At 46.9% G+C, this 25,687-nt stretch carries 16 protein-coding genes; 12 read left to right on the plus strand and 4 right to left on the minus strand.

Translation table 11 applies throughout. The features are described from left to right. The first annotated feature begins 9 nt into the window (after nucleotides 1-9). The 12 genes from PSM36_RS00130 (at nucleotide 10) to PSM36_RS00190 (ending at nucleotide 19,974) form a co-directional block, all read left to right on the plus strand. On the plus strand, nucleotides 10-2,187 hold the full coding sequence (locus PSM36_RS00130) for a ligand-binding sensor domain-containing protein (RefSeq protein WP_076928262.1): 2,178 nt from the start codon (nucleotides 10-12) through the stop codon (nucleotides 2,185-2,187). 57 nt (nucleotides 2,188-2,244) lie between these two features. After that, nucleotides 2,245-3,600, plus strand: a complete 1,356-nt coding sequence (locus tag PSM36_RS00135) for a PhoPQ-activated pathogenicity-related family protein (protein ID WP_076928263.1) — start codon at nucleotides 2,245-2,247, stop codon at nucleotides 3,598-3,600. 36 nt (nucleotides 3,601-3,636) lie between these two features. Further along, nucleotides 3,637-4,554 carry a polysaccharide deacetylase family protein gene (locus tag PSM36_RS00140; RefSeq protein WP_076928264.1) on the plus strand — a complete coding sequence of 306 codons (918 nt, stop codon included), beginning with the start codon at nucleotides 3,637-3,639 and terminating at the stop codon, nucleotides 4,552-4,554. After that, nucleotides 4,551-7,817, plus strand: coding sequence for a neutral/alkaline non-lysosomal ceramidase N-terminal domain-containing protein (locus PSM36_RS17185; RefSeq protein WP_083710857.1), 3,267 nt, complete (start codon nucleotides 4,551-4,553; stop codon nucleotides 7,815-7,817). Before PSM36_RS00140 ends, PSM36_RS17185 begins: the two co-directional genes overlap by 4 nt. Before the next feature lie 19 nt (nucleotides 7,818-7,836). Beyond that, entirely contained in the window at nucleotides 7,837-9,081 is a 1,245-nt protein-coding gene (locus PSM36_RS00155) for a purple acid phosphatase family protein (protein ID WP_076928265.1), read from the plus strand. 20 nt (nucleotides 9,082-9,101) lie between these two features. Next, entirely contained in the window at nucleotides 9,102-11,759 is a 2,658-nt protein-coding gene (locus PSM36_RS00160) for a glycosyl hydrolase 2 galactose-binding domain-containing protein (RefSeq protein ID WP_076928266.1), read from the plus strand. A gap of 13 nt (nucleotides 11,760-11,772) precedes the next feature. Continuing rightward, the gene (locus PSM36_RS00165; RefSeq protein WP_076928267.1) at nucleotides 11,773-14,118 is read left to right on the plus strand and encodes a hypothetical protein; all 2,346 of its coding nucleotides are present in this window, start codon (nucleotides 11,773-11,775) and stop codon (nucleotides 14,116-14,118) included. A 56-nt stretch (nucleotides 14,119-14,174) separates the two neighbouring features. Continuing rightward, nucleotides 14,175-15,533 (plus strand): Gfo/Idh/MocA family protein, encoded by a 1,359-nt coding sequence (locus tag PSM36_RS00170; RefSeq protein WP_076928268.1) that lies wholly within the window; start codon nucleotides 14,175-14,177, stop codon nucleotides 15,531-15,533. Nucleotides 15,534-15,546: 13 nt separating this feature from the next. Next, on the plus strand, nucleotides 15,547-16,395 hold the full coding sequence (locus tag PSM36_RS00175; protein ID WP_076928269.1) for a sugar phosphate isomerase/epimerase family protein: 849 nt from the start codon (nucleotides 15,547-15,549) through the stop codon (nucleotides 16,393-16,395). Between the two features lie 163 nt (nucleotides 16,396-16,558). After that, entirely contained in the window at nucleotides 16,559-17,650 is a 1,092-nt protein-coding gene (locus PSM36_RS00180) for an alkaline phosphatase (protein WP_076931948.1), read from the plus strand. Then, nucleotides 17,634-18,692 carry a sialidase family protein gene (locus PSM36_RS00185; RefSeq protein ID WP_232001483.1) on the plus strand — a complete coding sequence of 353 codons (1,059 nt, stop codon included), beginning with the start codon at nucleotides 17,634-17,636 and terminating at the stop codon, nucleotides 18,690-18,692. Before PSM36_RS00180 ends, PSM36_RS00185 begins: the two co-directional genes overlap by 17 nt. A 13-nt stretch (nucleotides 18,693-18,705) precedes the next feature. Then, nucleotides 18,706-19,974, plus strand: a complete 1,269-nt coding sequence (locus tag PSM36_RS00190) for an MFS transporter (protein WP_076928270.1) — start codon at nucleotides 18,706-18,708, stop codon at nucleotides 19,972-19,974. A 17-nt stretch (nucleotides 19,975-19,991) separates the two neighbouring features. Here PSM36_RS00190 and PSM36_RS00195 read toward each other — a convergent pair whose 3' ends face one another. From PSM36_RS00195 to polA, 4 genes are all read right to left on the minus strand, one after another. Beyond that, on the minus strand, nucleotides 19,992-21,467 hold the full coding sequence (locus PSM36_RS00195; RefSeq protein WP_076928271.1) for an ATP-binding cassette domain-containing protein: 1,476 nt from the start codon (nucleotides 21,465-21,467) through the stop codon (nucleotides 19,992-19,994). Between the two features lie 27 nt (nucleotides 21,468-21,494). Beyond that, nucleotides 21,495-22,274 carry a radical SAM protein gene (locus tag PSM36_RS00200; protein ID WP_076928272.1) on the minus strand — a complete coding sequence of 260 codons (780 nt, stop codon included), beginning with the start codon at nucleotides 22,272-22,274 and terminating at the stop codon, nucleotides 21,495-21,497. 69 nt (nucleotides 22,275-22,343) lie between these two features. After that, on the minus strand, nucleotides 22,344-22,796 hold the full coding sequence (locus tag PSM36_RS00205; RefSeq protein WP_076928273.1) for a YqaA family protein: 453 nt from the start codon (nucleotides 22,794-22,796) through the stop codon (nucleotides 22,344-22,346). Nucleotides 22,797-22,816: 20 nt separating this feature from the next. Then, nucleotides 22,817-25,615, minus strand: coding sequence for a DNA polymerase I (polA, locus tag PSM36_RS00210; RefSeq protein ID WP_076928274.1), 2,799 nt, complete (start codon nucleotides 25,613-25,615; stop codon nucleotides 22,817-22,819). Nucleotides 25,616-25,687 lie beyond the last annotated feature (72 nt).

Raw genomic sequence — 25,687 nt, forward strand, 5'->3', positions numbered from 1 at the left:
TTTAATCATATGAAATTAAGCCAAATAGGCATTTTCCTATGCCTTTTGTTTGTAAAACCTGTTTCCGCAGGAACAGTCTCGCCGGTAAAGGACGAACCTTATGCCGTCCCGGTATCGGTGAAGTATACATTATCTCCGAAATGGAAAGATGTCCACTTCAAGAAAGTTGTGGCAGATGGGGATAACAGTATTTTCATATTGACCGATGCCGGCCTGTTCCGTGATTTTCCGGGTGAAATGATTTCCAAGGATCTCCTGTATGCCTCCCTGGCAGATAAATATCCTGTCGATATTTGTATCCAGGAAGGGACTGGTTATCTCTATTATCTGTATCCCGACCGTTTCCTTACCAATAAACATGCCGGAGCAATATGCAGCCTGCTGCCTGAAAACAAATACAGACACATTGCTGTAAATAGCAATGATGATGTGTTGTTGGTAGGAGAGCAGGCGGGTGTATTGTATAACCGAAACACGAAGATCAGAGAGTTAGGTATTCCACATAGTGAATTGATTAGGTTGTATGTATCGGATGATCAATTCTGGTATTTATCTGCTACAGGTATCTATTTGCTTAACCATGATAAATGGGTAAAAATCCATTCCGGTAATAACCTGACAGCAATGGCATTCAATAGAGATAAGATAGCTGTGGGTACAACTGATGGCTATTATGTGATTGACCGGAACGGAAAAATCGTTGAACCTCACAATAACAGGCTTCCTGTCCCCGTTATTAACCATATGTTGACCGTGGATGGAAAGTATTGGTTTGCAACGGATCAGGGCGCTTTTGTAAAACAACCGGAACGGTTCGACTATTATGCTTCTGAACGCTGGCTCGATCAGGACAAGGTCATAGATATGGCCGCGGATAACGACGGAAACCTTTACTTTTTAACTCCGACCGGTTTGAATAAGGTGCAGTTTGAACAGGAAACACTGGCTGAAAAAGCGGAGTTTATGCAGGACAACCTGCGCAAGTATCATCTCCGTTATGGTTTCTCAGCCGCTTCGCGGTTGGTCGACCCGGACGATCCTACCACCATGCGCCTCGACGATGATGACAATGACGGTTTATGGACCTCATTCTATCTGGGAAGTCAGGCATTCCGTTATGCCGTCACCAAAGAGGAAAAAGCCAAAGAGTATGTATGGGAATCATTCGAGGCTTTTGAAAGATTACTGACTATCCATCCCATAGAGGGATTTTCGGCAAGGACATTCGAACGGACAGGTTATATCGCCGGAGATACAATCCCCTGGAGGCCTGCACCCGATAAGAACTGGTGGTGGAAGGGAACGACCAGCACCGATGAATTCGTGGGTTATCTGTTTATTACTTCCGTAATAGACCAGTTTGCCGCACAGACGCCGGAAGAAAAAAAACGGGTAGCAGACTATTTCGATGCTATCATGACCCATATCATCACCAACGATTATTATTTTATCGATTATGATGGTAAACCTACGCTTTGGGGCAGATGGAATCCCGAATATGTGAACTCTTTTGCTACCACGCAGTTCGACCGCAGGTTGAACAGCACATTGACCATTACGGGGTTGCAATTGGCATATAAACTCACAGGAAAAGATATCTATAAGAGTGAGGCGTTTCGTATGATGGAAGAACATGGATATCTGGATAATATGAAAATACCGATGGGTAATATCCGTTTTACCTCAGGATTCCAACACCAGGGAATCACCATGGGAGAGGACTGGAACCATTCTGATGATGAGATGGCATTCCTTACCTATTGGGTGTTATACCATTATGCGTTTGATGATACGTTAAAGCAGGAATATGCGAAAATGATACGTGATCATTGGGAGATTGAGAAACCCGAACGCAATGCACTCTGGAATCTCCTGGCCTATGGAACATCGGGTGATATCGATCTGGAATCTACCATCTGGTATCTGCAAGGGTTTCCCAAAGATCGTAACCGTTATGTGGTAAAAAACTCACACCGGAAAGACCTGGAATTTCTGCCGAAAGATATTCATACCAACTTTAGGGAGCAGACAACTACCGAACTTCTTCCTAAAAGGGAACGGCCGCTGAACAGGCATAATAATAATGAGTTTATTATTGACGGGGGGCGGGGAGCGCACCAGCAACTTACCGGTGATGAATTCCTGTTGCCCTACTGGATGGCGCGTTTCTTGAGTGTGATTCAATGATTTAATAATTCAAGATTTGATGATTGGTTGTAAAATTAAAAAATAAATATCGAGTGTATGAAGAGACTACTGTTTATTTTAGCTGTCTGTTTTTGTTTTGTTGTGGGTTATGCCCAACAAGCGATTACACCTGAAACTGCGCTGAATGCTTATCTCCACAATGATGATCCTACATGGGGATGGGAAGTGCGGAACACATACCAAATGGATGACACAGAGGTCTATTCCTTACTGTTCATCTCTCAGAAATGGCATGGGATGCTATGGAAGCATGAACTCATTATCTTTGTCCCGCAGTCTGTAAAACAGGATGGAGCACTCCTGTTTATTGACGGAGGGTCGGTAAATGATGGCATTCCAAAATTTTCGAAAGAGGATAATGCCTTGTTCATGTTCCTCTCGGCCCTGGCTAACCGAAATAATGCCCTTGTATGTGTATTAAAGCAGGTGCCCAATCAACCCCTTTATGGCGGTTTGAAAGAAGATGCATTGATCTCCTATACGCTCAATGAGTTCAGGAAAGACAAAGATTATTCCTGGCCGTTGTTGTTTCCGATGACCAAAACGGCTTACAAAGCCATGGATGCGGTACAGGAATTTGCCACCCAACAGTTGGACCAGAAGATAAATCGCTTCCTTGTTTCTGGAGCATCGAAGAGGGGATGGACCACCTGGCTTACCGGGGCGCTTCAGGATCCACGTGTGGAAGCAATCGCACCCATGGTGATTGAAATGCTGAATATGCCGGCCAGCCTGGATTATCAGAAACAGGTATACGGGGAATACAGTGAAGAGATCAATGATTATGTCAATCTGGAGATCCCGCAGGCAATCCACAGTGAATTTGGAAACGCTGTGGTACAGATGATAGACCCTTATTCCTACCGCGAAAAACTGACAATGCCCAAAATGATCTTTATGGGGACAAATGACCCTTATTGGGTTGTGGACGCCATTAAACATTATATCAACGATATTCCGGGGCATAATCTGTTGCATTACGTTCCCAATGCAGGCCACGGTTTGGGAGATAAGATACAGGCTTTTGGAGCGCTCAGTTCATTTTTCGCGCATATGTTGAACAAGACGGATTATCCTACCTGTGAGTGGAACCTGACGGGGAAAGGTAAAAATATTGACCTGAAGGTAAAAGCCTCTCCCGATAACTTGGTAGGGGCTACCCTATGGAAATCGGTCTCGGACAGCAGGGATTTCCGTAAAGCTACCTGGACTAAAAGTGATATACAGCTTAATGCCAAGAACAGGTCGGCTGTCGACATAAGGATCCAATATCCGAAAAAAGGATTCCAAGCCTTTTATGTGGACCTGGTCTATAAAGATCCCTATGGTGACGAGTATACGGTCAGTACACGGACCTTTGTCTCGGATAATAAAAAAGTATTTGTAGAGTAATCGTGGAAGTTTAATTAACTTAATAAATCAAACGAGATGAGAGGAATTCTTATACTGGGTTTATTGTTTTTTATAGGAAGCCTGTCCGCCCAAACGTTGGCAGAACGTCTGGGATATAAAAAAACGGATAAACTGCTAATTATCAACAATGACGATGCCGGTATGTGCCATGCTGCCAATACCGCTACGATTGAAGGAATGGAGAATGGGTTTATCAGCTCGGCTACCATCATGATGCCCTGTTCCTGGTCGAATGAGATCGTAAAGTATGCGAAAGAAAATCCGGATAAAGGATTTGGTGTACATCTCACATTGACCTCGGAATGGAAGAACTACAGATGGGGTACGGTAGCGCCGCGCAATGAAGTCCCGGGGTTATATGACGAGCAGGGATATATGTGGAAAGGTGTAATGGAAGTATATAAAGCCTCCAATACCGAAGAAGCCTTGATTGAAGGCAGGGCGCAGATCCGCAAGGCGCTGGATGCCGGGGTACCGGTCACCCATATCGACTCCCATATGGGAACCTATCAGTATTCACCGGACTATATGTACGTCTACCTGCAATTGGCAGAAGAGTTTAACCTGCCGGTACGTATGCCGTCGCAATCCACACTGGACAATATGGGAGCACCTCCTTTCAGGGATATCTGTAAGGAGAAAGGAATTATTCATCCCGATTACTTTATTCACGAGGAGCTGCAAAACTACAAAACAGAAAACCTGGAGGAGTTCTGGACAGAGTATATTAAGAATATACAGCCCGGAGTGACGGAAATTTATATTCATGCGGCCACGGAAGGAGACGAGATACGGGCGATCACCGGTTCTGCTCCCAAACGCATAAAGGAATTGGAGTTTTTTACCAGTGACCGGTTCAGGCAATTGATTGAAAAAGAGGGTATCATTGTTATCAGTTACCATCCCTTGTTTGAATTACAAAGAAAAAAATGAAAATAATAAAAATCATAGGGATCTCGTTGCTGGTGTTGCTTCTCCTGGCTTGTATTTACAGTTACACCAATATGCGCGACCGTCATCCGGGATATAGTATCGACCTGAAAATCGAAAGTAAGGAGCCGGGAGTCATGCGTGCCGGCTTTGCTGCGGTTACGATCACGCCTGAGTATATGGAACCGTGGAACGATGTGGATAGTAATGCACGTTATGAGCCGAAGAAAGGAGATACCTATGAGGATCTGAACGGAAACGGGAAATTCGATACCTACTGGATCGCCGGTTTCGGAAACCGGGTTGCTGCACAGGGTGTGCATGACGACTTGTGGGCGCGGACAATGGTGCTGGATGATGGCAATACCCGCCTTGCAGTGGTGGCGGTGGATGTGATTGGTATGTTTCACCCGATGGTAATCGATATCCGGAAAATGTTGCCGGAAGAAGCAGGCATCACCTATCTGGTGATTACATCCACCCACACCCATGAAGCCCCGGACCTGCTGGGACTTTGGGGTGAGTCACCCTTCAAGAGCGGTGTGGACAAAGAGTGGAAAGAGTATATAAAGAAACGGGTAGTCCAATCTGTCGTGGAGGCCGTGGATGCATTGCGTCCTGCCCATTTCCGTTTTTCCCAGAACCTCACGGAGGGGATGGTGACGCTGAAAGACACGCGTGAACCTTATGTTTTTGACGAAGGCCTCAGAATGATGCAGGTCACCGATGCCGAAACCTCACAAACGCTTGGGACACTGATCCAATGGGCCAACCATCCCGAAACATTGTGGAGTAAAAACCTGCTTATCTCCTCCGATTTTCCCCACTATCTGAGGGAAGCCGTCGAGAAAGGAGTCTATCACGGAGACAGCCTTGTCAGAGAGGGGGTCGGCGGCGTTGCCCTTTATGTAAACGGGGCACTGGGTGGATTAATGACTACCCATGCCAGCATGGAGATACATGATCCGTTTCGCGATACGGTGTATGTAGAGCCGTCGTTCGATAAGATACGTGCCCAGGGAGATACCCTTGGATTGATCATACTCCGTACGATGGAGGAAAAGGCTGTTGAAGTGAGAGAAGCAGGCATCAACCTACGTGCGAAGACGTTCGAACTTCCCCTGAAAAATAAGCTGTTCCGCCTTGCTGCCGCTATCGGGATAATGGATGCGGATATGACCGGATGGATGAAAAAGCGTACCGAAGCTGCTGTATGGAGCATCGGGCCGGCCGGTTTTATCACTTTCCCGGGAGAACTCTATCCGGAGATATTGAACGGAGGGGTAGTAGCCCTTCCCGGCCGGGATTTTCCGGTCGATCCTCAAGAAACGCCACCTCTGCGTGACCTGATGCAGGGAGAGTTCCGTTTTGGCATCGGTCTTGCCAATGACGAGATCGGATATATAATCCCCAAAAGCCAGTGGGATGTGAAGGAGCCGTATGTATACCGGGACAAGCCTTACTACGGTGAACAGAATTCGCTCGGTCCCGAGACTGCTCCACTTTTATATAGAGAATTGCGCCAACTTCTGGAGGAGTTACCCGTTACTCCCCCACTCCCTTCTGTGATCGAACAGGCGAGGGATGCACTGTTGGAACGGATTATTTCTGAAATTCCGGCAGGGAAATTGAACGAGTTGACCCATCAGCAACTATTGGGAATGATCACTGAAGAGGAAAAAGAGATCTTCGCCAATGATCATTGGCGTTTTACAGTTGATAATCCTGCCCTGGTGTCGGTAATGCGTCATAAAGGGCAGGAAATCGTTCCTTTCTGGCTGGAGGAAAAGGGATTCCACAAGACCGATATGTCGGTATCCAACGAAAATTACGACTATGAAGTATGGCAAAAGGAGTTTCCTGCTGGAGAGATTAACCTCGGGATCAATGGATTTGACCTGCACCGGGTGGTCTATTTTGTGACGATCGGTCCGGTTGCCGGAAATCAGATGCCAAAAATTTTGCATCATTTCCCCGCCAGATGGAAAGTGATCCCGATGGAAAAAGGAGCTTATACCTATAACGACTGGGATGAATTGGTGATCGAACAACTACCCGAAGAGCTTGAAGGGCATATTCTCTTTACCACTATACGGGGACGTGCACGTGAAGCCGCCATATTGAATTCTTTCCGGGAGACAGCCTATCCAGCATCACCTGAAGCGGACCAGATTGTACTGACCTGGTGTGATGACCCGGCTACTACACAGGCGATCCAGTGGAGAACCGATACTTCGGTCGATAAAATGACGATTCGTTATAGGAGTAAAGAGAGTGATAAGCAGGAATTCTCGGAGGCACCGGCTTCACAACAACTGCTTAGCGATAAGTATATCCACAACAACCCCGTTGTAAAACATTGGGAAGTAAATATTACAGGTTTACAGACTGATAATGAGTATATTTATCAGATATATAATTCGGATAGCGGGAAAGAGAGTCCGGTTTATACATTCCGTACAGCACCCGGGGAAAAATCGTCATTCACCTTTATCCATCTGGGTGATACCCATAACGACGATATCGTGGAAACGGTGCTGAAACAGGCAGTGAAAGAAGTGCCGGATGCCGCATTCCTGGTACATTCGGGAGACCATGTAAATACCGGGTTGTTCAGGGACCTATGGGATAAATACCTACATTCCGGAAGGGATGTTTTTCCCCGATTCTCTTTTGTTCCCACTCTGGGCAACCACGACAGCCAGGATGGCCTGCCGCCTACGCTTTATACGCAACTGTTTATGTTGCCTCAAGACAAAGCCTGCGGCCTCTCTCCCGGACGCAATTATACTTTCTCCTACGGGGATGCACGTTTTTTTATGATCGATGCTACAGGTGATGTAGAGAAGATCGCCTGCTGGCTGGAAAAAGAACTCAGACAGACCAAAGAGAAGTGGAAAATAGCTGTCACCCACTTTCCTCCTTATGTGGAGGATAACTCCTACCCCGACATACGCAAATCATGGTGTTCACTGTTCGACCAATATCGGGTCGATCTGGTATTGTCGGGACATATCCATCAGTATTTCCGCTCCTACCCCATTTATAATGAGCAGGTTGTAACTGAACCGAAGAACGGAACGATCTATCTCTCTTCGGTAGTGGTCGAACCTCGCAAACCTGAACCGCCATCCGAAAAGTACAATGAAGTGTATGCCAATAAGGGAGGATTGTTTCAGGTTATCCGTGTCGATACCAATACCCTCAATTTTATATCCAAACGATTTGACGGCACGATCATAGATCAGTTTTCACTCAGGAAATAAATAATCAAACAATAAAGAGATGCGCTACAACAGACTTTATTCTACAATACAGGCTATCTCTGTCAGACTATTCTTTTGCTTCGTTGCATTTTCTTTCATTGCAGCTTCTCCTTATCCTGACAGAGTGGTATTAACCTGGGCGGGGAATCCATCCAACTCCCAGGCTGTCACCTGGAGGACGGATCGCTCCGTGCAACGCGCGCTGGCACAGATTGCCGTGGCAGAAGAGAATGGACATGATATCAGGCCTACTGAGATAGAAGCGACAACCACAACATTTAGCAGTGAATTGGGTGGAGAGGTCTGTTACCATAGTGTGAACTTCACGGGACTGCTTCCCGGAACCACTTATACATATCGGGTAGGGGATGGGGATGTATGGACTGAATGGTTTCATTTCAGGACTGCTTCCCCCAACCCGGAACCCTTTTCATTTATTTACTTCGGCGATGCGCAGGCAGATATTAAAACTTATTGGTCACGCGTTTTCCATCAGGCCTTTCGACATGCTCCCTATGCGGCATTCACGCTTCATGCCGGAGACCTCATTAACAGGGCCGAAAATGATGATCAATGGGGTGAATGGTTCAATGCTCCGGGATGGGTGAATGCTTCTGTGCCGGTAATTGCCACTCCCGGAAATCATGAGTATTCTCGTGACCGCCACGCTGAATCCGGTTCACCACGTTTAAGCAGCTTCTGGCAGCCTCAGTTCACTTTCCCCCAGAATGGACCCGAGGGAGTAAAAGAGAGTTGTTATTATATCGATTACCAGGGAGTGCGGATCATTTCACTCAATTCGAATGAGAAACAAGAAGAGCAGGAACAATGGTTACGGGATCTGCTTTCCCATAATCCGCAGAAATGGACAATCGTTACCTTTCACCACCCGATATTTTCTCCAAAAGCAGGTCGTGATAACCCGGAATTACGCAGTTTGTGGAAACCTTTGTTCGACGAATTTAAAGTCGACCTGGTCTTGACGGGGCATGATCATACCTATGCCCGCACCCATTCCGAAGGGACTGCATATATTGTCTCCGTCAGTGGACCGAAACTATACCAACTCGACAAGCAGGAATGGATGCATCGATCCGCTGAGAAAATACAGTTATATCAGATTATCCGGATAGACTCCGGCGAGCTGACCTATGAGGCGTATACCGCTACGGGGAGGTTATATGACAAGTTCACGCTCAAAAAGCAGGAAGGTGGAAAAAATAACCTGATGGAGGAGATAACAGATACAATTATGTCAAAATAAATAGAGGGAGATATAATCCTATGAAGTTAAGTCATATTATCATTACGTTGGCAGGCCTTTTCTTTTTGTGGTCCTGTACGCAGAAAAGCACGATTGAAGAACTGGTTTTGACCGATAACTGGTATATCCATTCTGCTGAGGGATTGGATCAGGATGGAGAGACATTATCTGTCTCTCCGGTGACGGATAACTGGATACAAACATCTTTACCCGCCACGGTGTTAGGGGCATTATGCAATGCAGGCGTATATGAAGCCCCCTTTTTTGGTATGAATCTGGAAGAGATACCGGTTGAGCAGTTCAAAAAAAACTGGTGGTACCGGACCTCTTTCGACCTGACCGGGTTCGATCCGGAGAAAGAACAGACGAAGTTGCTGCTGGACGGCATCAATTACAGCGCCAATGTCTGGCTGAACGGACGGTTGATCCTTTCGGCAGACAGTGCTTTCGGAGCCTTCCGACAGTTTGCCTGTGATATCACCTCTATCGCTTTGGAATCGGGAAATAATCTGGCTATCGAGATATTGCCTCCGCAGCCGGGTGATTTCTATATGGGGTTTGTCGACTGGGCACCTGTCCCACCCGACCATAACATGGGTGTGTACCGGCCGGTAAGGATCAAGCGGAGTGGAAAGGCTTCAATCGACCGTCCTTTTGTGATAACCGATGTGAACACCGAAACATTGGATGAAGCCACCCTGTCCATTTCGACAGAACTGACCAATCATCATTCCGAACCAAAAAAAATGACCCTGGAAGCCAGGATAGAAAACAGTGTGGTCAGTGAGACTTTTACTGTGGAACCGGGTAAGATCTTTCTGGCCGAACTCGGCCCTGAAAAATTCAAAGAGTTGACCATAAAGAATCCCCGTCTCTGGTGGCCAAACGGACTGGGAAATCCGGAAATGTACACCATGCATCTGTCGCTGAAAGAGGGGAATACGCTCTGCGACACGGCGACGGTCCGCTTCGGTATCCGTACCATAGATACCTATCTCAATGAACAAAACGTACGGGGATATAAAGTAAACGGAAGGGAAGTGCTGATCAAGAGTGCCGGTTGGGTAGATGACCTCTTTCTTCGTGATAACACCCGTAGTAACAGGGCGCAGATACGCTACGTAAAGGAAATGAACCTTAATTCTCTCCGGTTTGAAGGCTTCTGGGGGACGAGCCGGGAGATATATGACCTCTGCGACGAAAACGGTATCCTGCTGATGGTCGGATGGAGCTGCCAATGGGAATGGCCCGATTACCTCGGCCTGGAGATGGAGGTTCCGGAAGAGGATGAGAATATTCCCATCAATGAAGGGGTCGATAAATATGGCGTGAAAATCACTCCTGAAGAAGAACAATTGTTATCGGATATGTTCAGGGATCAGCTGTTGTGGCTGCGTAACCACCCCTCTATTTTTGTCTGGGCGGTGGGTAGCGATGCCATGCCTAAGCCCTCATTGGAAAAGAAATACGCCGAGACAATGGAGAGGTATGACAAAAGCCGTTCGTTACTGGTCTCTGCCGGTGATTTTACCAGCGAGCTCTCCGGGGTAACGGGGATGAAGATGAACGGGCCTTATGAATACGTCCCTCCCGTCTATTGGTTCGAAGATAAAAAACTGGGGGGCGCTTTCGGGTTCAATACAGAAACAGGTCCCGGACCGCAAATACCCCCGATAAGCAGTATCAGGAAAATGATCCCCGAAGAATATCTTTGGCCGCCATTGAACGAGATGTGGGATTATCACTCGGGACGGAAAGACTTCAACAGTGTGAAAGTCTACCTGAATGCGTTAAACAAAAGATACGGCACACCGGAGAGTCTGGAAGAACTGGCCATGAAGGCGCAATGGGCGAATTATGAAGCTATCCGGCCGATGTTCGAGGCATTCGTCGTAAACCGTCCGGTAGCAACGGGAGTGGTGCAATGGCAGTTGAATTCAGCCTGGCCGGAATTTTACTGGCAACTTTACGATTGGTTTTTAATGCCTACCGGCGCCTATTTCGGCACAAAGAAAGCATGCCAACCCATCAATATCATTTACAACTATCATGACAGGAAAATATATGTTTCCAACGATGTATTGGGTGATATTACCGAACATACGGTCAGGGCAACATTGTACGACAGTCAGTCCAAAATAATATTCGAACAGGGGAAAAAGTTGTCTGTAAAAGAGAATACATCCGTCGTTTTTACCGAATTACCGGAACTACCCGGTAAAAAAGAAACCTATTTCCTGAACTTAACCTTGCATGACAGTCAGCACAAGCTGGTTGCCGACAATTTTTATTGGTTGTCGGGTCAGGAAGATCAGATGGATTGGGATCAATACTATTGGTTCTATACTCCCCAAAAGCGATATGCCGATTTCCACGAGTTGAATAACCTGCCTCAGCCGCAGGTGGGGGCTACAAAGAAAGTGTACAAAGAGGGCGACGAATGGGTTGTGGAGATAGAATTGAGCAATACCAGCAAGAATATCGCATTCAGTATAGAACTGTTATTAGTAGATAATCAGACAGAAAATCCGATACTTCCGGTGTATTGGAGTGATAATTATGTATCTTTGGTGAATGATGACACAAAAACGGTTACGGCTCGCTGTAGTCTGGCTGATGCAATATCTGAACCTTCGGTAATTATACAGGGAATAAATGTAGAACGGATAAAAAAATAACAGATTGGCTGCCATGTATAGACCTAAGATCATGAATAAATGGGATGCAGTATTAAAAATCTGTATTGCTTTACTGTGTATACCCTCAACTCTTTATGCCGGTGAGATCGATCTCTCCGGCAGCAGATTATTTGTGTCGCCTTCTATCAAATCCCCAGTCAAGGAAACTATCATCCGGGTTCTGCAGGAAGAGGTCCGCAAGCGTACGGACATCCATTTAGGCATAACCGATGGCTGGAGTGGCTCACCCGTTATTGCCTTGGCGCTCTCCTCGGATGGGGTATTGAACGGTAAACCACTTCCTGAAAAGACTCGATTATCCTTACAGGCCGAATCATTCAGTGTCGTGGTAGAAGAAGATAACTCCCATCCGATTGTCTGGCTTATCGGGGCGGATGAGCGTGGGGTTTTGTTCGCTACAGGACATCTGCTGCGTACATCATTGCTTGCCGACAAGCAGATATTGTTCGATTCTTCAAACGCCATACAAAGCGCACCGGAGTATCCTGTCAGGGGACATCAATTGGGCTATCGCAATACCGCCAATTCTTACGATGCATGGACAAAGGAGCAGTATGAGCAATATATCCGGGAGTTGGTCATTTTCGGGACAAACTGTATTGAGACCATTCCTTTTGACAATACGCCCAGTCCCCATATGAAACTATCCAAGGAAGAGATGAACCGGCATATAAGTACCATATGCAAAAATTATGGCATTGATTATTGGGTCTGGACACCGGCTAATGTGGATCTGTCGGATGAAAGCCTGTTCCGTACGGAAGTGAAAAAACACAGTGATTATTACAGGGAGTGTCCGCATCTGAGCCATGTCTTTGTGCCGGGCGGTGATCCGGGAGATAATCATCCGCGGTATGTGATGCCTTTCCTAAAAGCGATTGCCGCTGAGCTGGAGAAGTACCACCCCCGGGCAGGTGTCTGGGTTTCATTGCAGGGTTTCAGCGATGAGCAGATCGATTATTTTTACCATTACCTGGAGACAGAAAATCCTGATTGGTTGCGGGGAGTAGTAAGCGGTCCGGGTAGCCCTCCCCTGTCCGACACGCGCTATCGTCTGCCAAAGAAATATATGCATCGCCATTATGCCGATATTACCCATACTGTCCGTTGCCTCTACCCCACCCTCCGATGGGATCAGGCGTTTGCCCTTACGTTGGGTCGTGAGCCGGTCAACCCACAGCCGTTTTACTATGCCGGATTACATGACCGGTATGCCCCTTTCACCGATGGCTTCCTCACCTACTCCGACGGGGCACATGATGATCTGAACAAGTTTATCTGGAGCCGGAAAGGATGGAGTATGGAGGAAGATGCCACTGGCATTACGGAACAATACGTACGGTTCTTCTTTGGCACCAAACCCGATGATCGTGTAGCAGACGCCATACTGGGATTGGAACGCAACTGGGACGGCCCGATAGAGGCAAACGGGGGGATAGAGATGACTTTCCTGCGCTGGCAGCAATTTGAGGAGGCCTATCCCCGCTTACAAAACGACTGGCGCTGGCAGATGCTGCTTCTCCGCGCTTATTATGACACTTATACCAAGAGGCGGAAGTTATACGAACAAGGGTTGGAACAGGAAGCCAATAAATTGCTCGGGCAGGCCCCGGAAATGGGTGCTGCCAAAGCGATGAAACTGGCTTTGGAGAAAGTGAATGAAGCCGACCTGGTAAATATTGCCCCTTCGTTGAGAAAGAAGATCGATGGGTATTGTGATGCGTTGTATCACTCGATAGGTTTGCAGACAAGTGTGGAAAAATATCAGGCCAGCGGGGCTGAACGAGGCTGTGTCCTCGATTTCGTGGACTATCCGCTGAACAACCGCTGGTGGTTGTCCGACCAGTTTGAAAAGATCGGACAAATGGAAACCGAAGCCGAAAAACTTTCGGCTTTAGAAGTGATCGCCGGATGGGAAAATCCCGGGAAGGGGAGCTATTACGATAACATATCGAATATCAGCCAGAGTCCGCGGGTAAAGACAACGGTCTATGATGCTACCGATGTGGCCTGGTGGGATCGTGGAAAGAGCCGTAAAAGGCTATCTACCCAGTTATTCCAGAACTTCCCGCAACTCCTGTATGAGGATCTTGATCCGAAAGCACGTTACCTGATCCGTATAGCCGGATATGGCGATGCATTGCTCAGGGTGGATGGAGAGCGCATATCACCTACCCTCTACAATAAGGAACTGGAGGAATTCAAAGAGTTTCCCATAGATAGGCGATTTTTTCAGGACGGTAAGCTGGAAGTATCCTTTGATGAACCGGAAGAGTCTCACCTGAACTGGCGTCAATATTCTAAGGTTTGTGATATCTGGCTTATAAAGATATATTGATTAAAATCGTATTAGCAGTAAACTATAATCAATTAACAACATAAATTATATGCGTCATGGAAAATAGAAGGGAGTTTATTAAAAAAGTATCGGCCGGGGTAGCTGCTATGGCCATTGGAGGTACCGGTTTTGATCTGAGCGCTAAGAGTTATGCCCATATCCCCGGTGCGAATGATAAGATCCGGGTAGGTGTTGTCGGTTTTTCCGACAGGTTCAGGAGTTCGCTTTTACCCAGCTTTATGAACCATGCCAGGGAGTTGAATTTCGAACTGGTAGCACTGTCGGATATCTGGAACCGCCGTCGTGAGGAGGGAAGAGCCTATATCAAGGAAAAAACCGGATGGGATGTCGCCCTGTGCCGCAATAACGAAGAACTGTATGACCGGAACGACATTGATGCGGTCATTATCAGCACGGCAGATTTCCAGCACGCCCTGCATCTGGTGGAGGCCGCAAAAGCGCGCAAGGATGCCTATTGCGAAAAACCGTTTGCGGAAACCATGGATGATGCCAATGCCGCATTAAAAGCCTGCAAGGAAAGCGGTATCGTGGTGCAGATAGGATCACAGCGCCGTAGTGGGGCAAATTACCATGCTGCCCATGATTATATCCAATCCGGAAAATTCGGTGATATCGTGATTGCCGAGATGTGCTGGAACGTGAACCAACCGGGCCGTTGGAGAAGGCCGGACTTATGTGCTTCTATCCGGGAGAGCGATGTGGACTGGAACCGCTATCTGATGAACCGTCCCAAAGTGGCGTGGGACCCACGCAAATATCTTGAATATCGCCTCTTCTGGCCCTATTCGTCGGGCATACCGGGACAATGGATGTGTCACCAGATCGACACGGTACACTGGTTCACCGGCTTCCCCTACCCGCGCAGCGTGGTATCCAACGGAGGGATTTACCAGTGGAAAGACGGCCGTACCAACGCCGATACGCTGACCTCGGTATTCGATTACGGGCCGCTGGATGATCAGGAGAAGGGTTTCCAGGTGGTTTATTCGTCCCGTTTCAGTAATTCTGCCGGGGGTACAAAGGAACTTTACTATTCGAACGGCGGGATGTTGAACCTGGATACCAACGAAATTACTCCCGAGGGCGGGCTGCGTGAGCGTGAGGCATCAGCCATGGGATTAAAGGCCAACCTGCTCGACAAGTTCACATTGCCGAGCGTTACCGTGGAAGCGGAAGCCAATACGGGAGGCGATCCCCTCACATCCGCCCATATGCGTAACTGGATGGAGTGTGTCAGGGCGAAGAATGTGGCCACCAACTGCCCGGTGGAAGCAGGGCATAGCCACACTATTGCCTGTGCCATGGCTAACGCCGCCTACCGGACAGGTATGCGTGCGGTGTACGATCCGGCAACACAACAGATCATGGCTGGAGGTAAGATGTTTAAGTACTAAATAATATTGCCTTATGAAGCTTTTTTATTACAGTATGGTACTGATATGCCTTATGCTTGGAATGACCTCTTTTTCCAACACTTATGAGCCGGAATTTGCTGTGTGTACAAGTGTATCCAATTATCCGTTGCTTAAAGCGACAGGGTATCAGTATGTCGAATCAAATGTGGCATACCTGATGCCTGATAAAAGTGATGCTGAGTTTCAGGAACATCTGGATGAAATAAAGAGATTAAATGCCAGAGTTATTTCCTGTACCAGTTTTATTCCGGGCAGTTTGCCACTTATCGGCCCTGAAGCCAAACAGGATGAGGCGGTGGTATGGGCCGACTCCGCTCTGCGTAGGGCCGGGATGGCAAATATTCCCTATATCGTTTTCGGAAGCGGAAAAGCCCGTAATGTACCGGAGAATGTCAGTAAGGGACAAGCTACGGAGCAGTTTATCGCTTTTTGTAGAAAGATTGCTCCATTAGCCAAGAAATACAATGTGACCGTGGTTATCGAGCCTTTGAACAGGGCAGAAACCAATCTGGTCAATTCCCTGGAGGAAGGCGCCCGTATCGTGGAAGCGGTCAATCATCCCAATTTGAAGTTACTATGTGATATATATCACATGATGCGGGAAGATGAGCCGGCTTCGGAAATAGTGAAGTATGGCAAATATATCCGCCATTGCCATATTGCCGAAAGAGAAGAACGCACTTCCCCAGGGACCAAAGGGGATGACTTCAGGCTCTATTTCAAGGCATTGAAAGAGATTGGCTATAAAGGATGTGTCTCTATTGAGTGCAGGTGGAAAGACCTGCCACAGGAGATCCAGCCGGCGCTCTCCTATATGCAGGAGCAGTTCCGGTCGTTATAAGTTTTTGACCGAATTTATTTACGAAACTTGAATCATCAATTAAAAAAATTAAATATTATCGTATGAAACCGACATGTTTAAAATAATCATTAGACATCCGAAGGGAATGATTATTTTAAATATCAAAGGTTCCATACACCGAAATATAAAAAAAAATAATCGTATGAAAAAAATTCATTTATTGCTTCTTATTGTTTTATCGATATTCTTTGTACAATGTGCATCTACAGGTAATAAGACCGAAGAAAAGGCTGCCCCGCAGGTAAAGAACGTGATTGTGATGATTGGAGACGGCATGGGTGTCAGCCAGGTGTATGCGGGATTGACGGCAAATAAGGGAATGCTCTTCCTCGAAAAGAGTCAATTTGTAGGCTTCTCCAAGACCTATTCAGCAAACAGTTATATAACAGATTCAGCCGCAGGCGGTACCGCCATCGCATGCGGAACCAAAACAAAGAACGGTGCTATTGGTGTTGATCCTGATGGGAATCCGGTTAAATCGATGCTGGAGTATGCAGCTGAAAACGGTTTGTCTACTGGGGTTGTAGTGAGTTGTGCCGTTACCCATGCTACGCCGGCATCATTTGTTGCCCACCAGCCTAGTCGTAAAATGGAAGAGGAGATCGCAGTCGATTTTGTGAATTCTGATCTTTCGGTCTTTATTGGAGGAGGAAAGAAATACTTCGATAGTCGCTCTGATAACGAGAATCTGCTCGATAAACTGTCTGCAAAAGGTTTCCAGATTGCTTTCAATCTGGACGATATCAAGAAAGTCGGCTCGGGCAAACTGGCAGGTTTGGTAGCAGACGAACATCCGGCTCTCTATCCTGAAAGGGGGGAATTCCTTCCCGAAAGTGTACAGGCGGCTATCAATCTTCTGAAAAACAATGACAAAGGCTTTTGTCTGATGGTGGAAGGTTCCCAAATCGATTGGGCTTGCCATGCGAATGATAAGGATGCCACTATCAGTGAAATGCTGGATTTCGACCGGGCTATTAAAGTGGCTTTCGATTATGCGGACCAGGATCCCAATACGCTTGTCATTATTACCGCAGACCATGAGACAGGAGGCATGTCGCTTACAGGAGGTGACCTGTCGACCGGGGAAGTAGAAGCCAATTATGGTACAAAAGGGCATTCCGCCGTGATGGTTCCCGTGTTTGCCTATGGTGCAGGTGCAGCCGAATTTGCCGGGATATACGAGAATACCGATATTCTTACCAAAGTATTAAAGTTATATGGTATTGAAAAATAATAACATTGCACTGCTGTTATGCCTGCTTTTACTATCGGCAGGACGAGTGTCTGGCAACGACTCTTTTTCTGAGCAAACTGACAGGAGCCGGTTACGTGCAATTAAACCGGTAATCCTTCATTCGGAAATAATCCCGGAGCCGGCTTCAGTGCCTTCAGCACATGCCTCGACCATTGTGGAGACAGGGGATGGCATATTGGCAGCATGGTTCGGGGGTACCTACGAGAGGCATCCCGATGTGAGTATTTATACTTCCAGATTCAAAAATGGCCAATGGAGCGAACCTGTTAAAGTGGCCGATGGCGTACAGAATGAGTCACAGAGATTTCCCAGCTGGAATCCGGTTCTGTTCAAACGTGACAATGGGGACTTGATCCTTTATTACAAAGTAGGGCCAAGTCCCAGTACCTGGTGGGGTGAATACAAGATATCGACCGATGAAGGTAAGAGTTGGTCTGCCATGGAGGCTATTCCGCGCGGATGCCTCGGGCCGATCAAAAACAAACCGGTCATCATCCCCGGAGGCAAAATACTCTACCCTACCAGTATAGAGATTGTAGGCAAATGGAATGTCTATATGGAGATGTCGAACCAGGATCTGACGGATTGGGAAAAGATAGAGGTCGACAATAATGGTTTTGACGCTATCCAGCCTTCAGTATTATTCCATAAGGATGGAGCCCTTCAAATTCTCTGCCGCTCGAAAAACGAAAGAGTAGTGGAGTCCTGGTCGTATGACAACGGTAAAACATGGTCGCCCCTGGCACCGACCGAGCTGCCCAATAATAACTCCGGTACGGATGCTGTGACCCTATCCGGTGGCTTGCAGTTGATTATCTACAATCCGGTTACCTCAGGTAGGAATAAATTGGCGATAGCCGGTTCATATGACGGTAAAATATGGGAGAAGCTGATCGATCTGGAAGACCAACCCTCCGGTGAATTCAGCTACCCTGCCATTATACAGGATAAGGACGGGATTATCCATGTGACTTATACCTATAATCGCGAGAGGATCAAATACGTGCAATTGAAGCTCTAAATTGATGAGGCTTATGTTAAATTTAACCTCAAAAAAATCCTATCCATGGTTAGTGGTGGGCATGCTGTGGTTTGTAGCGCTGTTGAACTATCTCGACCGGCAGATGCTTGCCACCATGAAACCATTTATGGAAGTGGATATAGCAGAACTGGTTACCGCAACCAATTTTGGACGGCTGATGGCGGTATTTCTCTGGATATACGCCTTTATGAGTCCATTATCGGGTGTTATTGCCGACCGGCTGAACCGCAAATGGCTGATCGTGGTCAGCCTCTTTGTCTGGTCGGGAGTAACCCTTACCATGGGGTATGCCCGGAATATAGACCAGTTATATATTCTGAGGGCCGCTATGGGTGTCAGTGAGGCTTTTTATGTACCTGCCGCCCTCTCCCTGATTGCGGATTATCATCAGGGAAAAACCCGGTCATTAGCCATTGGATTCCACACTTCAGGGATCTATCTCGGGCAGGCATTCGGTGGATTCGGAGCGACTCTGGCCGCAGGTACCTCCTGGCAGTTTACATTTCATACATTTGGCCTTATCGGAATGATGTATAGTTTGTTGTTGATTGCCTTTTTGCGTGAAAGGAAAACCTATTCGATCGATACAACCAGGAAGAGGTCTGTCAGGCAGGAATTCAGTGCAATGGGAAAGGGGCTGTCCATGCTTTTCTCCAATATTGCATTCTGGGTAATCCTCTTTTACTTTTCTGCACCGAGTCTGCCGGGATGGGCGACTAAAAACTGGCTGCCGACACTGTTCTCGGAATCACTCAATATGGGAATGGAAAAAGCAGGGCCTTTGTCGACTATGACATTGGCAATGGCGTCGTTAGTCGGTGTGTTGGTCGGAGGATATATGTCCGACCGTTGGGTAGCGAAGCGGTTAAAAGGACGGATCTATACTGGTGTGATCGGATTGGGACTCACTATTCCGGCATTGGTGTTGATCGGTTACGGTAGTGGTTTGGCCTTGATTGTTACCGGAGCACTTATGTTCGGTCTTGGATTCGGGATCTTCGATGTGAATAATATGCCGATCCTCTGCCAGTTTGTGCCGTCACGTTATCGTGCCACCGGTTACGGGTTTATGAATCTGGCAGGTATTTCTGCCGGGGCAGTGATTACCAATGAGCTAGGTAAAGCGTTGGATGCCGGTCATATGAATACTGTTTTTATTGCGATGATCGGAGCGGTTGTCATTGCCATTATCCTGCAGTTGACTGTCCTCAGGCCCAGAACGATAGACATGACGGATGAATTGCTGGAAAAAATGAAATAACAGGAAATTTTTCTGTTTTATTCTTCGGAAGAGATCTCTTCGTATTGTTGCAAGACCATAAAGTGATTTATACAATCGGGGATCTCTTCTTTTCTGTGTGTGACATAGATGAGGGACTTCCCGTTTTGGTGTGCAAAAGACTCTACGATGGATGTACACCGTATTTTGTTATGCCGGTCTAATCCGTGGAAAGGCTCATCAAGGATCAATAATTCAGGATTTTTGATCAGCGCCCTGGCAAAAAAGAGTAACCGCTGTTCGCCCGAAGAGACTTTCAGGAACGGCCTTTCTTTCAAGTGTGCTATTTGTAATATTTCCATTAATTTCTCCGAGAGAAGAGTCTGTTGTGCATTGCACTTGCGGTATAATCCGATACTGTCGAAAAATCCGGAGGCAACCACCGCCGAACAACTTACATTTTCCCTGTAATAGAGGTGTAATTCTGAAGAGCTGAAGCCAATACGCCGTTTGATATCCCAAATGCTTTCCCCGGTTCCTCTTTTTCTCCCAAAGAGGCGTATATTCTTAGCATATGCCTGCGGATTGTCGGCAAAGATATAACTGAGTAAGGTCGACTTCCCGGAACCATTAGGCCCCAATAGCGCCCATTTTTCGTCCTTTAAGATTGTCCAGTTGACATCCTTCTGAATGATTCTTTTCCCGTAAGCAATATCCACATGGGTCATCGATACAAGTTCGTTGCTTTCGGGGTTACGGTCTTCGGGTGTGAAATCATCCCAGTTGATTCCGGGAAGAGAAGCTGTCATAGACAGGCTTTCCGGGATAAAATCAGATTTTTCTCCACGGAAGTTGACCGAGCAGTGTTTCATTTCCAAGATATGCGTTGTGCAGGCCGGCAGGTCGTCGAATGACGGAGAAATAAACAATAGCCGGATATTATAGCGGTTAAGAAGAAACACAAACATTGCATTGAGAGACTTACGCGATTCTTCATCCAGACCGATAAAGGGATTATCGAATATCAGCATTTTCGGGTTGTCGAGCAATACCTTAGCTATAAGGAATTTCCGTAATTCTCCACTTGACAGGTGGATAAACTTCCGATCCATTAGGTCGAAAAGATGGAAAGTTTTGAAAATAAGACGATTCTCTTCGGAGAGGTTGTCTAATGGTAATAGATCACTTACCAACGGTATTTCTTCATTTTCGGAGTTATTGAATCGTTGTTGATAGAATAGCTTACGGTAATCGAGTAGGGAATAGGCGGCGTTGAACTCGATCTTCCTGATCTGTTGGGAAGGTAACCGGAAACCGCCTTTTTTATCCGGATCATCTGAAAAATGATACCGGATATTACCTGATTGTATTGCTATCTTTCCACATATCAGTTCCGATAGTAATGATTTACCACTTCCGTTACGCCCTGTAATGCCCCAAACCTCATCACTGTTAATTTGCCAGTTGATAGGTTGTGTGAAAGGTGAATCGGGCATCCTTGGTATAACGTTGTCCAGTGCAATGACCTGATGCATAAATGTTTGAAGTAAGATGAAAGAGCCTTATCCCGCCACGTTTGTTTGTATCCCTAACCCTTCCACCCTGGCAGCTATTTTCTGCAAATCGCCGACAGGCACTTTTTCAAGCTCTTTAGCGGGCGTTTCCCGGTCGATGGTGTAGATCATCACCTCGCGGGGATTAAGCGCCCTGACGAGCTCTAACCATGCTGAAATCTCCTCTTCGGTGGTGTTGTCTATCTCCTTTCCCTCGAACCGGCCTCTCACGAACATAGTCTGTAGGATAAAATCACCTTTGAAACGCTTATAGCGTTCTACCTGTTTGGCCACTGAATATCCTGGTGCGTTGGGACGGTCGAGCAGACGTACGGTCTTATCGAGTGCCGAGTCGAGTTTCACTATGGGATTCTCTATCTTTTGGAGTGCCTCGAATACCTCGGGCTTGTTGAGGTGCATACCGTTTGTCAGCACACTTATTTTGGCATCGGGGAAATAACGGTTCCGTAACTCTATGGTGTCATCAATGATACCCTTGAATTCAGGATGCATCGTCGGTTCCCCGTTACCGGCAAAAGTGATTACATCGGGTGTGATTCCTTCCCGGCGGAGCGATAACAGTTTATCTTCCAGCGCCGCCCGTACATTTTCCCGGTCGGGTAATTTGGTCTTTGTACGGAAATCCTTATTGAACCCGCATTCGCAATAGATACAGTCGAATGAACAGAGCTTACCGTCATACGGCAGCAGGTTCATTCCAAGCGATACCCCCAGCCTCCTGCTGTGGATAGGCCCAAAAACAATCTCATGAAAAAGTATGGTGGACATGTGAATAAATAGTGAAAAATGAATAGTGAAAAATGAAAAATTAAAAACTAAAAGTGAGCGGCTGTTCCATTAAAACCATGAAAGGATGCGGTCGGTGCCGAAAGCGATCACCAGATACCGCAGAAATTTACCGGCAGTCATTGATATCATCACTATGGGTGTGTTGGCCCGCATGAAGCCTAATGCGACCAGCATCAGGTCTCCCACACCGGGGAGAAAGCCGAAAAAACCCATAATTGCCCCTTTGGTCTGCAACCGTGAGATCATGCTATCTATCTTCTCCCGTTTTATATTAAACCACTTTTCGAGCCATTCTATTTTACCTAAGCGTCCCAGATAATAGCAGGTTGCACCGCCAATGGAGTTTCCAACCGTGGCATAGGTGATGCAACTCCATATATCATATCCTGCGGCAATCAGCGCGGCGAAAACCACTTCCGAACTTAACGGCAGGATAGTGGCTGCCAGAAAAGAAGCCAGCAGTAGTCCCCAGTAACCGAATTCCGCTAATCCGTCGAGCATACAACTGATATGCTAATTGATTAGTGTGCTGCCAGCCAGTTTTCCCCCACCCCTATGTCGGTCTTCAGCGGGATTGACAATTGACAGGCATTTTCCATCTCCTCCGTCACAATTGCTTTTACTTTTTCCAATTCCTCCGGGAATACATTGAAATTCAATTCGTCATGTACCTGAAGGATCATTTTGGATTGGAGCTTCTCCTTTTGTAGCCTGGTGAAGATGCGGATCATGGCCATTTTGATGATATCTGCCGCACTCCCCTGGATAGGGGCGTTGATGGCATTCCGTTCAGCATAGCCACGTACGATGGCATTCCGGGAGTTGATATCGGCGAGATACCGTTTACGTCCTAAAATCGTTTCTACAAATCCTCTCTCACGCGCCTGGGAAATGCTTTCATCCATATATTGTTTCACCTGCGGGAAAGTCTCAAAATATCCATCGATCAGTTCTTTGGCTTCGGTACGGGAGATGGTAAGCCGTTCTGACAGGCCGAAGGGTGTGATACCGTAGATAATCCCGAAGTTGGCTGTCTTTGCCTTACGCCGCATATCCCCGGTGACCTCTTCGAGGGGAATCTTATAGATCTTGGCAGCAGTAGCGGCATGGATATCCTGCCCTTTACTGAACGCTTCGGTCATGTTCTTGTCACCGCTCAGGTGAGCCATAATACGCAGTTCGATCTGTGAGTAGTCCGATGAAACAAACAGGCATCCTTCGTCGGGAATAAATACTTTCCGCATCTCTTTACCCCGTTCATCACGGATAGGGATATTCTGCAGATTGGGGTTGGTGCTGCTCAGGCGTCCTGTGGCGGCTACCGTCTGGTTGAATGAGGTGTGTATCTTACCCGTACGGGGATTGATAAGCAGCGGGAATGCATCGATATAAGTACCGAGCAGTTTTTTAAGTCCCCTCTGCTCCAGTATCTTTTCGATGATCGGATGTTTCGAGCGGATTTTCTCCAGCTCTTCCTCACTGGTTTTATATTGTCCGGTCTTGGTCTTTTTCGGCTTATCCACGATCATCAGCCTGTCAAACAGTATCTCACCGATTTGTTTGGGAGAATTGACATTGAACTCGATACCGGCCATATCGGTGATATCTTTTTCAATCCGTTGCAGTTCGGCGGTGTATTGGGTAGAAAGCTCTTCCAATGCTTTCAGGTCGAGCCTTACCCCGGTCCATTCCATATCGGCCAGCACATAGATAAGAGGACATTCAATGTCGTAGAACAGCTTCTCCAGTTTGTTATCGTGAATCTCCCGTTCCAGTATATTTTTCAGTTTCAGTGTGATGTCGGCATCTTCTGCGGCATAATCGACCACGATCTTCGGATCCACATCGCGCATGCTTTTTTGGTTCTTACCTCTTGGGCCGATCAGTTCTTCGATATGGATCGTCCGGTATTTCAGGTAGGTTTCAGCCATATAATCCATCCCGTGCCGGATTTCCGGGTTCAGGAGATAGTGGGCGATCATGGTGTCGAAGAGTTTCCCTTTCACATGGATATCATAATTGCGGAGTGACAGGATATCATATTTGAGGTTTTGCCCGATCTTATCGATAGCCTCATTTTCAAAGAAAGGCTTGAATATCGCTGCCTGGCGACAGGCCTCTTCACGGTCGGCAGAAATAGGTACATACCAGGCTTCCCCCTCCTTGAACGCGAAGGAGAGTCCCACCAGGTCACTTAATAACGGATCCATACCGGTAGTTTCCGTGTCGAAGCAGACCGATGGCTGTGCCGTCAACTTTTTGCATAGTCCTGCCATTTCCTCTTCCGACCGTATCATCGTGTATTGATGGGGTGTTGTGTGGATATCGGTGTAACCGGCGGATAATTCGACCGGCGGCAGTGTTTCTATTTCGGTTTCCTCTTCGACTTCGACCGTATCAAACAGATTGCCCTGTACAGGCCCTTTGGATACAACGACCGCAGGCGTCTGGTTGAACATGCGATTCAGGAATGTACGGAATTCCAGCGTTTCGAAAAGTGCCTTCATGGTCTCTCTGTTTATCTCTTTCCGGGCAAAATCATCCTCTTTTACCTCAATGGGTACATCCGTCTTGATAGTGGCAAGGAATTTTGAGAAAAGGATCTGTTCCCGGTTATCCTCTACCTTCTTTTGCAACGCACCTTTCAGTTGATGGCTTTGTGCAAGTAGGTTTTCGATTGTGCCGAACTCTTTGAGCAGTTTTATAGCCGTCTTTTCTCCTACTCCCGGGCACCCGGGGATATTATCTGAGGTATCTCCCATCAGCCCCAGCAGGTCGACCATCTGGGTTGGACTCGAGAGGTCATACTTTTCCATTACCTTTTTATCGTCCAGGATATCGAAATCATTGCTGCCGTATTTGGGTTTGTAGATGAAGATATGGGACTCGGCAAGCTGCCCGTAGTCTTTGTCCGGTGTCATCATATAAACATCAAAACGGTCCTTATCTACTCGTTTGGCAATAGTGCCGATTACATCATCTGCTTCATAGCCGGGTACTTCCAGTATGGGGATATTGTAAGCGGCAATGACCTGCTTGATGATGGGAACCGATCGCCTGATATCTTCAGGGGTAGCTTCACGTTGCGCCTTATAGGCCTCGAATTCCTGATGACGGAAAGTAGGGCCATCAGGATCGAAAGCCACCGCGATATGTGATGGATTTTCCTTATGGAGTACTTCTTCCAGGGTATTTACAAACCCGAAAATGGCAGATGTATTCTCACCTTTTGAGTTTACCCTCGGGTTCCTGATGAAAGCATAATAGGAACGATAAATAAGAGCATAGGCGTCCAGAAGGAAAAGCTTGTTTTTGTGCATAATTATATTCAAATAAATTTAGTTGTTTTCTATGCTTGACTTTGCTCATTTAGCTTAACGAAAACGTTCAAA

Source organism: Proteiniphilum saccharofermentans, assembly GCF_900095135.1.
Lineage (GTDB): Bacteria > Bacteroidota > Bacteroidia > Bacteroidales > Dysgonomonadaceae > Proteiniphilum > Proteiniphilum saccharofermentans.

Coding starts and splice junctions, on each gene's coding strand:
- PSM36_RS00195 (WP_076928271.1), bottom strand. CDS start 21,467: ATGCATCAGGTCATTGCACTGGACAACGTTATACCAAGGATGCCCGAT.
- PSM36_RS00165 (WP_076928267.1), top strand. CDS start 11,773: ATGTATAGACCTAAGATCATGAATAAATGGGATGCAGTATTAAAAATC.
- PSM36_RS00170 (WP_076928268.1), top strand. CDS start 14,175: ATGGAAAATAGAAGGGAGTTTATTAAAAAAGTATCGGCCGGGGTAGCT.
- PSM36_RS00160 (WP_076928266.1), top strand. CDS start 9,102: ATGAAGTTAAGTCATATTATCATTACGTTGGCAGGCCTTTTCTTTTTG.
- PSM36_RS00185 (WP_232001483.1), top strand. CDS start 17,634: ATGGTATTGAAAAATAATAACATTGCACTGCTGTTATGCCTGCTTTTA.
- PSM36_RS00130 (WP_076928262.1), top strand. CDS start 10: ATGAAATTAAGCCAAATAGGCATTTTCCTATGCCTTTTGTTTGTAAAA.
- polA (WP_076928274.1), bottom strand. CDS start 25,615: ATGCACAAAAACAAGCTTTTCCTTCTGGACGCCTATGCTCTTATTTAT.
- PSM36_RS00190 (WP_076928270.1), top strand. CDS start 18,706: ATGTTAAATTTAACCTCAAAAAAATCCTATCCATGGTTAGTGGTGGGC.
- PSM36_RS00200 (WP_076928272.1), bottom strand. CDS start 22,274: ATGTCCACCATACTTTTTCATGAGATTGTTTTTGGGCCTATCCACAGC.
- PSM36_RS00155 (WP_076928265.1), top strand. CDS start 7,837: ATGCGCTACAACAGACTTTATTCTACAATACAGGCTATCTCTGTCAGA.
- PSM36_RS00140 (WP_076928264.1), top strand. CDS start 3,637: ATGAGAGGAATTCTTATACTGGGTTTATTGTTTTTTATAGGAAGCCTG.
- PSM36_RS00205 (WP_076928273.1), bottom strand. CDS start 22,796: ATGCTCGACGGATTAGCGGAATTCGGTTACTGGGGACTACTGCTGGCT.
- PSM36_RS00135 (WP_076928263.1), top strand. CDS start 2,245: ATGAAGAGACTACTGTTTATTTTAGCTGTCTGTTTTTGTTTTGTTGTG.
- PSM36_RS00180 (WP_076931948.1), top strand. CDS start 16,559: ATGAAAAAAATTCATTTATTGCTTCTTATTGTTTTATCGATATTCTTT.
- PSM36_RS00175 (WP_076928269.1), top strand. CDS start 15,547: ATGAAGCTTTTTTATTACAGTATGGTACTGATATGCCTTATGCTTGGA.
- PSM36_RS17185 (WP_083710857.1), top strand. CDS start 4,551: ATGAAAATAATAAAAATCATAGGGATCTCGTTGCTGGTGTTGCTTCTC.